Here is an 11,864-nt window from a genome sequence, read left to right as displayed (position 1 = left end):
GAACGACCGCGTTACTGGAACTCGCGGACGACCTCGAGGTCGCGCTCCGTCCGCATGAACTGCGTGAGGCGGCGGGTCGCGTGACAGTCGGGGCAGCTGAAGTTCTTCTGTAGATCGGGGAGGTCCGTCGGCGTCTCCTCCCAGTCCTTCTCGCATTCGGGACACAGTAGACGGACAAACGCTTCGACCATACCGTCCACTCTCGTGGGCGGAGTAAAAGAAGGTGTGGCCGATTCCGATCGGGTGTCGGTCGTGGCGGTCGTGGCGAACCACCCCGGTTGCCGGGCGGAGGCCGACTCAGACGAGGTCGGGGTGACCGGCCTCGAGCAGCTCCTTGTACCGGTTGCGGATCGTGACCTCGGAGATGTCCGCGACCGCGCTCACCTGGCTCTGGGTCACCTTCTCGTTCGCGAGCAGGGCGGCCGCGTACACCGCGGCGGCGGCGAGCCCGACCGGCGACTTGCCGCTCGTGACCCCGTCGTCGGCCGCGGCCCGGAGCAGTTCACGCGCGGTTCGCTCGACCTCCTCGGAGCAGCCGAGACGCGAGGCGAACCGCGGGACGTAGCTCTCGGGGTCGGCGGGCTTGACCTCCAGTTTGAGCTCGCGGATCACGTAGCGGTACGTCCGGGTCAGCTCGGTCTTGTCGACGCGCGCGACCGCGGTGAACTCGTCGAGGCTCCGCGGGGTGCCGACCTGTCGCGCGGCCGCGTACAGCGCCGCAGTCGCGACGCCCTCGATGGACCGGCCCGGCAGGAGGTTCTCGTCGAGTGCGCGGCGGTAGATGACGGAGGCGGTCTCGCGGACCGTCTCCGGGAGACCGAGCGCGGAGGCCATGCGGTCGATCTCGCCGAGCGCCTGCTTGAGGTTGCGCTCCTTCGAGTCGCGGGTGCGGAACCGCTCGTTCCACGTCCGCAGGCGCTGCATCTGGCGGCGCTTCTCGGGCGAGAGCGCCTTCCCGTAGCTGTCCCGGTCGCTCCAGCCGATGTTCGTCGAGAGCCCGTTGTCGTGCATCATGTTCGTGGTCGGCGCCCCGACGCGCGACTTGCTGTCGCGCTCGCCGGCGTCGAACGCGCGCCACTCCGGCCCGCGGTCGACCGACTCCTCCTCGACGACGAGCCCGCAGTCCACGCAGACGGTCTCGCCGTGCTCGGTGTCGCTCGCCAGCCGACCGCGGCACTCGGGACAGCGAGTCGTCTCGTCGGCGGTCTCCGTCTCGGGCTCCGTGACGCGCCCGCCGGTTCGCTCTCGCTCCGTCTCGGTCCCGCCCCTCCCGGTGCGGTCCCGCTCGCTGCTGCTGGTGAACTCGCGTGTTTCTGTCTCTGTCATGGTGGCTCCGGATCGAACGCCGGCGAAGAAATCGTCGGCCGAGGCGGCTCGATTGCTACCCTCACGTAAGTGACGTTAGTATATATACTTGCCGTAGATAGATCAGGCGGATTGATAGCCGTACATCGGGCTCTGCGGCTCCCTTCTACCATTTCCTCGGATTTTTGTTCCTCAGGTCTCTCGGATCGTCGAAGAGAAGACCGCACACGAGAACATAAATAGGTGTCGTCGATAGAGGGCCGGGGCGCAGCGGCGACCGCCGGAGAGCGGTCGGACGCGGTTCAGTCCCGACGGACCGCGACGAGCGCGGCGGCCAGGAGCGCGACCAGCGCGACCGCGACGCCGAAGCCGGGCGCGTCGTCGCCCGTTTCGTCCATCGTCTCGGTCTCGTCGTTCATCATCTCGGTCTCCTCGCTCATGTCCTCCGTCTCCTCGGCGGTCGTCTCGTCGCCCCCGTCCATGCCGCCGGCGACGGAGGCGTCCGCGGTGACCATGACGGGGCCGCCGGCCGCGACGTAGGGGCCGTCGTCGGCGCCCTCCGAGGTCACGAAGTCGTAGGACTCGTCGCCGTCGGTGTCGCGGTGGGCCATCGCGAAGACGGTGTCGTCCTCGGTCAGGGGGTCGTCGAGCGTGATCTCCACGTCCTCGTGCGTGCCGGGGCCGAGGTACTCGCTCGTGCCGCGCACGGAGTCAAGCACGGCGCCGTCGGCCAGCGTGGAGTCGTGGACGGTGACGAAGCCGCCGTCGTGGAGCGTCACCGAGTTGACGACTATCGTCTCGCCGTCGGTCTCCTGTGCGCTCGCGGCGACGAACGCCGTCACCTGCGCGGTGCCGGCGTCCATCACGATGTCGCCGTTCGCGGTGTACGGGCCGTCCTCCTCGCCGTCGGAGTCGGGGAAGTCGTACGCCTCGTTGTCGTTCGTGTCCTGATGTGCCATCGCGAACAGCTGACTGGTGTCGCGGACCGGCTCGTCCAGTCGGACCTCGACGTCCTCGTGCACGCCGGCTTCGAGGTACTCCGAGGTGCCGCGGATGGACTCGAAGACGGCGCCGCCGCCGAGGCTGGCGTCGTGAACCGTCACGAAGCCGCCCTCGCTCAGGTCGACGCGGTCGACGGTGACCGTGTAGCCGTCCGCGCTACCGCCCTCGTAGTGGACGGCCGCGGAGACGGTCACGTTCCCGTCGTCCATCGCGGGGTTCTGGTCGTCGTTCGTGTATGGGCCGTCCTCCTCGCCGTCGGAGTCGGGGAAGTCGTACGCCTCGTTGTCGTTGGTGTCCTGGTGCGCCATCGCGAAGATCGCGTCGTCCTCGGCGAGGGAGTCGTCGAGCGGGACCACCACGTCGCGGTGGATGCCCGGTTCGAGGTACTCGCTCGTGCCGCGGATGGAGTCGAAGACGGCGCCGTCGCCGAGCGAGGAGTCGTGCGCCGTCACGAAGCCGCCGTTCGGGAGGTAGACCTCCTCGACGACGACCGCGTTCCCGCCGGAGGCCTGTGCGTCGAAGGTCACGGACGCCTCGTCGCTCAACTCGACCTGCGCGCTGTCGACGACGGCGTCACCGTTCGCGGTGAAGGGGCCGTCCTCCTCGCCGTCGGTGCTCGGGAAGTCGTACTGCTGGTTGTCGTTCGTGTCGCGGTGGGCCATCGGGACGAGCGTGTCGTCGTTCTCCAGCGGCTCGTCGAGCTGGATGCGCACGTCCTCGTGGACGCCCGCCTCGAGGTACTCGCTCGTGCCGCGGATCGAGTCGAAGACGGCGCCGTCGAGCAGGCTGGAGTCGTGAACCGTCACGAAGCCGCCCTCGCTCAGCTCGACGCGATCGACGATCACGTACTCGCCCTCCGAGGGCTGTCCGCTGAAGGAGACTGACGCGGAGACGGTCACGTTCGCGTCGTCCATGACGATGTCGCCGTCCGTCGTGTAGGGGCCGTCGACCTCGCCGTTCTCGGAGACGAACGTGTAGCGCCGGTCGCCGTCGGTGTCCTTGTGGGCCATCGCGTGGAACGTCCCGTCCGCGACCTCGTCGGTCAGGTGGACGGTGACGTTCTCGTGCGTGCCGGCCTCGAGGTACGCGCTCGTGCCGACGACGCTACCCAGGACGTTCCCGTCCGCGAGCGTGCCGTCGTGGATCGTCACGAAGCCGCCCTCCGGCAGGGTCACCTCGTCGACGACGACGGTCGACCCGCCGCTGGCCTGCTCGGAGAAGGTCACGCTCGCCTGGTGGTCCGACGCGGACGCCGCCGCGGCGGCCGCCCCGGCCGGGCCGGCTATCGCCGACACGACCATCGCTACTACCAACGTCACTGTGAGTGCGCGTTTGCGCATACTCGGTCCGAGCACGGATACTTAAAAGAGGATTTTCCGAACTCCGGCCGGAGTCTCACCCAAATTCGTTCCGAAAGCGGTCCTGTCGGGGATTTCTGGCAACTGGAAGTCGGCGTGGAGCGCGCGCCGACCGCATCGGTCAGCAGTGTAGTGACACCGCACCCACGGTGTTACAGATTCGACTCGGCGCGGCGATCTTCCGTCTCAAAAAGCATCGAGTGACCGCTCCAGACTCACTCCGCTCGAACGTCGTACGAGAGCACCACGCCGTCGTCGAGCCGTTCCACGTCCGTCAGGTCCAGCCGCGGGAAGTTCTCGGTGAATCCCTCCCCGTCCGCGAGCGTCGGCGCGTCGCGACCGCCGACGATCATCGAGCCGACGTAGACCGAGAGCTCGTCGACCAGCCCCGCCTCGAACAGCGAGAAGATCACCTCGCCGCCGCCCTCGACCATCAGGCGGTCGACGCCGCGGTCCGCGAGCGCGTCGAGCCCCGCGGCGAGGTCCACGCGGTCCTCGCCGGCCGGTATCACCTCCGCGCCGGCGTCGGCCAGGTCCTCGCGGCGCGCGGGCGTGGTCGCCTCGCTCACGAGCAGGTAGGTGGTGGCGGCCCCGTCCAGGATTCTGGCGTCCGGCGGCGTCCGACCCGAGGAGTCGACGACGACGCGGGCCGGGTGCGGGGGGCGGTCCGCCTCGCCGCGCTCGGCGCGGAGGGCGGCGTCGTCCAGCGTCAGGTGCGGGTCGTCCGCGAGCACCGTTCCGACGCCGACCATGACGGCGTCCGAGCGCGCCCGGACGCGGTCGACGCGCGCGAAGTCCTCTTCCCCGGAAATGCGGAGCTGCTCGCGCCGCCGCGTGGCGAGTTTCCCGTCCACGCTCTCGGCGGCGTTGACGACGACGTGCATGCCGACCTCTGGTCCGGCCGCGGGGATGGTCGTTTCGGTGGGGCGCGGCGACCCGACCGCGTTCGGGAACGCGCGACGCGTCCGGCGCGTTCCACGTTCGCCCCGGCCAGCGAACCCTTTTGTGCCAGTACGCCGAACCGTGGGCCGATGGACGTCGACAACCATGCCGAGGATCTCGCCTCCGATCTCGGCGTAGACAAAGAGGAGGTCAAAGCGGACCTGGAGAACCTGCTGGAGTACAGCGTCCCCATCGAGGAGGCCAAACAGAGCGTCCGCCGGAAGCACGGCGGGGGCTCCGGCGGCTCCTCGCCCACTCCCGACTCGGTCGACCTCGGGGAGATCACGACCGACCACGACAGCGTCACCGTGACCGCCGTCGTGCTGACGGTCGGCACCCGAACGATCCGGTACCAGGGTGACGACATCACGATCCGCGAGGGCGAACTCGCGGACGAGACGGGGACCATCTCCTACACCGCGTGGACCGACTTCGGGTTCGAGCCCGGCGATGCCGTCACGATCGGCAACGCCGGGGTCCGCGAGTGGGACGGGAAACCGGAGCTCAACCTCAACGACTCCTCGACCGTGGCGATGGCCGACGAGGCCCCGGACGTCGACGCCGAGGTCGGCGGCGACCGCGCGCTCGTCGACCTCGAACCGGGCGACCGCGGCCGGAACGTCGAGGTGCGCGTGCTGGAGGTCGAGTCGAAGACCATCTCCGGACGCGACGGCGAGACCGACATCCGCGAGGGGATCGTCGGCGACGAGACCGGTCGGCTCCCGTTCACGGACTGGGACCCGCGCGAGGAGGTGGCCGAGGGCGCGGACCTGCGGATCGAGGACGTGTACGTCCGCGAGTTCCGCGGCGTTCCGTCGATCAACCTCACCGAGTTCTCGCAGGTGACGCCGCTCTCGGACGCGGTGACCGTCAAGGAGGACGCCCCGCGGCTCTCGGTCGCCGAGGCGGTCGACACCGGCGGCATGTTCGACGTCGAGGTCGTCGGCAACGTGCTCGAGGTCCGGGACGGCTCCGGACTGATCGAGCGCTGTCCCGACTGCGGGCGCGTCATCCAGGGCGGACAGTGCCGGAGCCACGGCGCCGTCGACGGCGAGGACGACCTGCGCGTGAAGGCAATCCTCGACGACGGCACGGACACGCTGACGGTCGTGCTCGACGACGAGCTGACCGCCGAGGTGTACGGCGGCGGGCTGGACGAGGCGCTCGCGGCCGCCCAGGAGGCGATGGACAAGGACGTGGTCGCGGCGGACATCCGCGACGAACTCGTCGGGCGCGCGTTCCGCGTCCGCGGGAACCTCTCCGTGGACGACTACGGCGCGAACCTCGACGCCGAGACGTTCGAACCGGCGAGCGACGACCCGGCCGACGCAGCCGAGGCCGTCCTCGCGACGCTCGGGAGGTCCGGGGAGGCCGGCGGGGAGGCGGCGACCGACGGCGGCGCCCCCAGCGACGCTGACGCCGACCCTGACATCGACCCCGACGCCGCCGCGGACGCGGAGGTGGACCGATGAGCGACGACGACGGGCCGGGCGCCCGTGAGGTCGCTTACCGGCTCTTCGCCGCGGAGTTCGACGACGCCTCGCTCTCCTACTCCGAGAGCGACGAGGAGCGCGCGCCGAACTACGTCGTCACGCCGACCGGCGCGCGCGTCAACCGCCTGTTCGCGGCGGGCGTGCTCACCGAGGTCGAGCGCATCAACGACGACACGCGCCGCGGCCGCGTGGTCGACCCGACGGGCGCGTTCGTCACCTACGCCGGCCAGTACCAGCCCGACGCGCAGACGTTCCTCGAGCGCGCGGACCCGCCGAGCTTCGTCGCGCTGACGGGGAAGGCCCGGACCTTCGAGCCGGAGGACTCCGACCGCGTGTTCACCTCCGTCCGCCCGGAGAGCATCAACCACGTCGACGCGGACGTGCGCGACCGATGGATCGTCACCGCCGCGGAGACGACGCTCGACCGCCTCGCGGTCCTCGAGAAGGCGCTCGAATCGGACCTCCGCGGCGAGGACCTCCGCCGCGCGCTGGAGGCCGGCGGCGTCTCCGCGTCGCTCGCGGCCGGGATCCCGCGCGCGCTGGAGCACTACCGCACCTCGCCCGCCTACGTCGAGGCTGTGCGGCGGATGGCGGTCGACGCGCTGGAGATGATCACTGGCGACCGCGAGGAGGTCCGGTCGCCGGAGATCGCTCCCGACGAGGGGGGTCACGCGGAGATCGGTCCGCTCCCCGAGACGGACGTGTCCGTCGAGGCCGCGGCCGCGACCGGCGAGGCGGATTCGTCGGAATCGGAGGCTGAGACCGAGACGGAACCCGAAGCGGACGTCGAGGCAACCGCCGAGTCGGAACCGGCAGAGACCGCGGAGGCGGAACCGACGGCGGAGGCCGAACCGGAGGCGGAGAGTGAATCGGGGACCGAGGCAGAGACAGAGACCGAACCGGAGACGACGACTGAGACGGAGACGACGACTGAGACGGAGACGGCGACTGAGACGGAGACGGAACCGGCGGAACCGGAGATGACCGAACCCGCGACGGCGGGAGGCGCCGACGAGACCACGGCCGAGGAGCCGCTCGGTGACTTCGACGAGTCGCTCGGGGACTCCGACGGCGACGCGAGCGCCACCGGGAGTTCCGCCGACAGTGGGGTCGCAGACACGTCCGACGCCGCCGACACGGAGGCCGCAGGCGGCGAGATGTACGAACTCGACGAGGAGGAACGCGAGGAGATCGAGTCCGAGTACGGCACCGAGTTCGCGACCGGCGGCGAGGTCGAGGAGGCGGGCATCGACGTGCCGGACGCCGACGAACTCGCCGAGGAACTCGAGGAGCGCGAGGACGGGGAGCCATCCGCCGCCGACGAGGCGGAGGCCGGGTCGGAAGCCGGGTCGGAGTCCGACGCGGCGGGCGAGAGCGCGGCCGCCGAGGAGGCGGAAGCGTCAGCCGACGGGGAAGACGCGGAAGCGTCCGCCGACGAGGACGTCGACCTCACCGCGGTCGCCGTGGAAACGATGCGCGACCTCGACGACGGCGACGGCGCGGACCGCGAGGCCGTGACCGCGGCGGTCGTCGACGAGTACGGCGCCGACCGGGCGGAGGTCGACGACGCCATCGAGGACGCCCTGATGGGCGGCCAGTGCTACGAGCCGACCGAGGGGACGCTGAAAGCGATCTGATGGCGGTCGTCGACCCGGTGCCGGACGCGCCGGCCGCGGTCGCGGACCTCCCCGGCGAGCGCGCGCTCGTCGTCGCCGACTACCACGCCGGCATCGAGGTCGGACTGCGCTACCAGCGCGGCGTCGAACTCGACAGCGCCGCGCCCGAGCGCCGCGAGCGCCTGCTCGCGCTGCTGGACCGCACCGACGCCGACCGCGTCGTCGTGCTGGGGGACCTCGCGCACCGCATCGCCGCGCCGGAGGGCGAGGAGCGCGAGGAACTGGCGGCGCTGATCGACGCGGTCACCGACCGCGTTCCGCTGACGCTCGTCGTCGGGAACCACGACCCCGGCGTCGCGGAGGCGTTCGCGGCCGACCTCGACGTGATCCCGGCGGGCGGCGAGCGCCGCGGCGACGTGGCGTTCGTCCACGGGCACACGTGGCCGGATCCGGAGGTCCTCGGCGCGGAGACGGTCTGCATGGGCCACGAACACCCGCAGGTCAGACTGGAGGACGCGGTCGGCGGGAGCCGGACCGAGCGCGCGTGGCTCCGCGGGACGCTCCGGTCGGAGCCCTTCGAGGCCGAAGTCGGCGCCGGGGCCGCCGCGGCGTGGAACGACCCCGAACTCGTCGTCTTCCCGGCGTTCAACGAGCGCTCCGGCGGGACGTGGATCAACGTCGCTGGGCAGGAGTTCCTGTCGCCGTTTCTGCCCGACGGGCTGGCCGACGGACAGGCGTACCTGCTCGACGGGACGCGCCTCGGGGCGTACCGGTCCGTGTGAGGGCGCCTCGCCGGCGGGCGCACCGACCCCGCGGCGACGCCCTTAATCGCGTGAGGACCGAACCTCGGAGCGATGGCTGAGGGGAGCGCCGACGGGGTCGAGGACGGGGATGCGGACGCGACCGCGCAGCCGAGCGCGGACGCGGACGCCGAGACCGCCGACGGCGCGGACGACGGGATGGACGCGTTCACGCACCTCGGGGCGACGGTCCGCGAGGCGCTCTCGGAGCGGGGCTTCGAGACGCCCACGGAGCCGCAGCGCCGGGCGATCCCCCCGATAGCGGCGGGCCGGAACGCGCTCGTGCTGGCGCCCACCGGAACGGGGAAGACCGAGACCGCGATGTTGCCGGTGTTCGACGCGCTCGTGGACGCCCGCGAGACGTCCGCGGGCGCGCCGCGGGAGGGGATCTCCGCGCTGTACATCACCCCGCTCCGTGCGCTCAATCGGGACATGATGGACCGGCTGGAGTGGTGGGGCGATTACCTCGACCTCGAGGTGGCGGTCAGACACGGCGACACGACGCAGTACGAGCGGTCGAAGCAGGCCGACGACCCGCCCGACGTGCTGATCACCACGCCCGAGAGCCTGCAGGCGATCCTCACGGGGTCGAAGATGCGGGCCGCGCTCGCGGACGTGGCCCATCTCGTCGTCGACGAGGTCCACGAACTCGCCTCCGCGAAGCGGGGCGCACAGCTGACCGTCGGCATGGAACGGCTCCGCGAGGTCGCGGGCCCCTACCAGCGGATCGGCCTCTCGGCGACGGTTGGTTCACCCGAAGAAGTCGGTCGGTTTCTGGTCGGCTGCGGGAAGCGAGACCCCTCGCGTGAGGGCGACCGCGAGTTCGAGATCGTGGAGGTCGCGGCCGGCACGCGCGTCGACTTCTCGGTGGTCCAGCCCGAGATCACCGACGCCGACGACCGACTTGCCGGCGAGTTGGCGACCACCGAGGAGATCGCCAGCCACGTCCGCGCGATCAGGGAGATCGTCGCGGCCCACGAGTCGACGCTGATATTCGTCAACACGCGCCAGACCGCGGAGGCGCTCGGCTCGCGGTTCAAGACGCTCGCGGAGTCGGGGGGCGGCGGGGTCGGCGGCGGAGCCGGGGCAGACGGCGCCTCGGTCGACATCGGCATCCACCACGGCTCGCTCTCGACCGAGGCGCGCGTCGACGTCGAGGACCGGTTCAAGGCGGGCGACATCGACGGGCTCGTCTGTACCTCCTCGATGGAGCTCGGCATCGACGTGGGCCGCGTCGACCACGTCGTCCAGTACGGCAGCCCGCGCGAGGTCGCCCGGCTGCTCCAGCGCGTCGGGCGGGCGGGCCACCGCCGCGACCTGGTCTCTGAGGGGACCGTGGTCGCGAGCGGCGACGACGACGTGCTGGAGTCACTCGCCATCGCCCGACGTGCCGAGGAGGGGCTCGTGGAACCGGCGAGCATCCACCACGGGAGCCTCGACACGGTCGCGAACCAGATCGTCGGCGTCGTGATGGACCACGGCGAGGTCCACGCGCGGAAGGTCTACGAGGTCGTGACGAACGCCTATCCCTTCCGGGACCTCTCGGAGCCCGCGTTTCAGGAGGTCGTCCGGGAGCTCTCCGGCAACCGCCTGCTGTGGCTCGACGAGGAGACGGACACGCTGGAGAAGTCCGGCGGGACGTGGCAGTACTTCTACGCCAACCTCTCGATGATCCCCGACGAGGCGACCTACGACGTCCACGACCTCTCCTCGCGGTCGCGGATCGGAACGCTCGACGAGCGGTTCGTCCTCAACTTCGCGGGGCCGGGCGAGACGTTCGTCCAGCGCGGCGAGATGTGGCGGATCAACGACATCGACGAGGAGGAGGAACGCGTCAACGTCTCGCCGGTGGAGGACCCCGCCGGCGAGGTGCCCTCGTGGACCGGCTCGGAGATCCCCGTCCCGAAGCCCGTCGCGGGCGAGGTCGGCCGGCTGCGGGGGGAGGTCGCGAACCGGCTCGCGGACGGCACCCCTCGGTCGGCGGTCGCGCGCGGGCTGACCGAGCGCTATCCGACGGACGCGGGAACGGCGGCGGCCGCGCTGGAGTCAGTCGAGGACCACGTCGCCGCGGGCCACCCGGTCCCGACCGACGAACGGATCGTCGTGGAGTCGCTCGGGCGCTCGCTGGTGGTCAACGCGGCGTTCGGTCACGAGGTGAACGAGACGCTCGCGCGCCTGCTGTCGGCGCTGATCGGTCAGCGCACCGGCTCCTCGGTCGGGATGGACGTGGACCCCTACCGGATCGAACTGGAGGTTCCCCCGGACGTCGGGCCCGGCGTCGTCATGGAGATATTGGAGGGGACGGAGCCGGCGCACCTGGAGTCGTACCTCGAACTCGCGGTGAAGAAGTCGGACGCGCTGAAGTTCACGCTCGCGCAGGTGGCCGCGAAGTTCGGCGCGCTCAAGCGCTACCGCGAAGGGCAGGGTCGATTCGGCGGCGACCGCCTGCTCGCGGCGCTGGAGGACACCCCCGTCTACGAGGAGGCGGTCCGCGAGACGTTCCACACGGACCTCGCGGTCGAGGAGACCGCGGACGTGCTCACGGCGGTTCAGTCCGGCGAGGTCGACCTCGTGGCGGCCCGCGAGCGGACGCCGCTCGGATCCGCCGGTACCTCCTCGGGCCGCGAGTTCCTCGTGCCGGAGAACGCGGACGCGAGCGTCATCGAGGCCGTCCGCGAACGCATCCGCGAGGACCGCGTGATCCTGTTCTGTCTCCACTGTCGGGACTGGACGCGGAAGACGAAGGTGCGCCGCGTCCGCGACCAGCCGGAGTGCCCCGAGTGCGGGTCGACCCGCATCGCGGCGCTCAACCCGTGGGACGAGGAGGCGGTGAAGGCGGTCAGGGCCGAGGAGAAGGACGAGGAACAAGAGAAGCTCACGAAGCGCGCGTTCCGCTCGGCGAGCCTGGTCCAGACCCACGGCAAGCGCGCGGTGATCGCGCTCGCGGCCCGCGGCGTCGGGCCCGAAAACGCCGCCCGGATCATCAACAACCTCCGCGAGGACGAGGAGGAGTTCTACCGCGACATCCTCGGCCGCGAGCGGGAGTACGCGCGGACGCAGGCCTTCTGGGACTGAGGAGACGACTGCGCCGGCAATTCGTCCTGATCGTAGTGCTGGCTGTCCCGTTCAGTGCGGCGCCGCAGTGCCGCCCGATCCGCCCCACTCCGCCCCGCTCGGCGACCGCACAGCACTGCAGGCCTCATCCCTCCCCAGCCTCGGCCGCGAGCCGGGCGCGGAACCGCACCGCATCGCGCCCGGACGCGGCCTCCCTCGCGCGCGAGAAACGCGCGCGCCCACCGCATCAGTACCGCACTACTGCACCGATACCGCCGCGCCCACCGCATCAGT

The 11,864-nt window shown here is 71.0% G+C and carries 8 protein-coding genes; 4 read left to right on the top strand and 4 right to left on the bottom strand.

What is annotated here, in order from left to right:
• Positions 1 to 11: 11 nt before the first annotated feature.
• The 4 genes from ACZ432_RS14620 to ACZ432_RS14605 form a co-directional block, all read right to left on the bottom strand.
• Positions 12 to 191, bottom strand: a complete 180-nt coding sequence (locus ACZ432_RS14620; RefSeq protein WP_058366742.1) for a DUF7836 family putative zinc-binding protein — start codon at positions 189 to 191, stop codon at positions 12 to 14.
• A gap of 106 nt (positions 192 to 297) precedes the next feature.
• Entirely contained in the window at positions 298 to 1,326 is a 1,029-nt protein-coding gene (locus ACZ432_RS14615; protein WP_426963836.1) for a transcription initiation factor IIB, read from the bottom strand.
• Between the two features lie 281 nt (positions 1,327 to 1,607).
• On the bottom strand, positions 1,608 to 3,647 hold the full coding sequence (locus ACZ432_RS14610) for a DUF7282 domain-containing protein (protein WP_426963838.1): 2,040 nt from the start codon (positions 3,645 to 3,647) through the stop codon (positions 1,608 to 1,610).
• A 233-nt stretch (positions 3,648 to 3,880) separates the two neighbouring features.
• Complete coding sequence (locus ACZ432_RS14605) at positions 3,881 to 4,549, bottom strand: 2,5-diamino-6-(ribosylamino)-4(3H)-pyrimidinone 5'-phosphate reductase (protein ID WP_426963839.1); 669 nt, start codon at positions 4,547 to 4,549, stop codon at positions 3,881 to 3,883.
• A gap of 147 nt (positions 4,550 to 4,696) precedes the next feature.
• On the opposite strand from ACZ432_RS14605, the gene ACZ432_RS14600 reads away from it, so the two are divergent.
• The 4 genes from ACZ432_RS14600 to ACZ432_RS14585 all read left to right on the top strand — a co-directional run bounded on the left by ACZ432_RS14600 (position 4,697) and on the right by ACZ432_RS14585 (position 11,591).
• A complete protein-coding gene (locus ACZ432_RS14600) occupies positions 4,697 to 6,079 on the top strand; it encodes a Single-stranded DNA binding protein (protein ID WP_426963840.1) in 1,383 nt (460 codons plus the stop codon).
• Positions 6,076 to 7,737, top strand: a complete 1,662-nt coding sequence (locus ACZ432_RS14595) for an RPA family protein (protein WP_426963842.1) — start codon at positions 6,076 to 6,078, stop codon at positions 7,735 to 7,737. Before ACZ432_RS14600 ends, ACZ432_RS14595 begins: the two co-directional genes overlap by 4 nt.
• Positions 7,737 to 8,498, top strand: a complete 762-nt coding sequence (locus tag ACZ432_RS14590) for a metallophosphoesterase (protein WP_426963843.1) — start codon at positions 7,737 to 7,739, stop codon at positions 8,496 to 8,498. Before ACZ432_RS14595 ends, ACZ432_RS14590 begins: the two co-directional genes overlap by 1 nt.
• Before the next feature lie 177 nt (positions 8,499 to 8,675).
• Complete coding sequence (locus tag ACZ432_RS14585; RefSeq protein ID WP_426963893.1) at positions 8,676 to 11,591, top strand: DEAD/DEAH box helicase; 2,916 nt, start codon at positions 8,676 to 8,678, stop codon at positions 11,589 to 11,591.
• Positions 11,592 to 11,864: the final 273 nt, after the last annotated feature.

It is taken from the genome of Haloparvum alkalitolerans (genome assembly GCF_055381565.1).
The sequence above is the reverse complement of the archived record's forward strand: the minus strand, read 5'-3'. Positions and strand labels throughout refer to the sequence as shown.

What these genes read in the sequence shown, in the direction of transcription:
- ACZ432_RS14620 (WP_058366742.1), bottom strand. Translation starts at nt 191, where the DNA reads ATGGTCGAAGCGTTTGTCCGTCTACTGTGTCCCGAATGCGAGAAGGAC.
- ACZ432_RS14600 (WP_426963840.1), top strand. Translation starts at nt 4,697, where the DNA reads ATGGACGTCGACAACCATGCCGAGGATCTCGCCTCCGATCTCGGCGTA.
- ACZ432_RS14595 (WP_426963842.1), top strand. Translation starts at nt 6,076, where the DNA reads ATGAGCGACGACGACGGGCCGGGCGCCCGTGAGGTCGCTTACCGGCTC.
- ACZ432_RS14585 (WP_426963893.1), top strand. Translation starts at nt 8,676, where the DNA reads ATGGACGCGTTCACGCACCTCGGGGCGACGGTCCGCGAGGCGCTCTCG.
- ACZ432_RS14605 (WP_426963839.1), bottom strand. Translation starts at nt 4,549, where the DNA reads ATGCACGTCGTCGTCAACGCCGCCGAGAGCGTGGACGGGAAACTCGCC.
- ACZ432_RS14610 (WP_426963838.1), bottom strand. Translation starts at nt 3,647, where the DNA reads ATGCGCAAACGCGCACTCACAGTGACGTTGGTAGTAGCGATGGTCGTG.
- ACZ432_RS14615 (WP_426963836.1), bottom strand. Translation starts at nt 1,326, where the DNA reads ATGACAGAGACAGAAACACGCGAGTTCACCAGCAGCAGCGAGCGGGAC.
- ACZ432_RS14590 (WP_426963843.1), top strand. Translation starts at nt 7,737, where the DNA reads ATGGCGGTCGTCGACCCGGTGCCGGACGCGCCGGCCGCGGTCGCGGAC.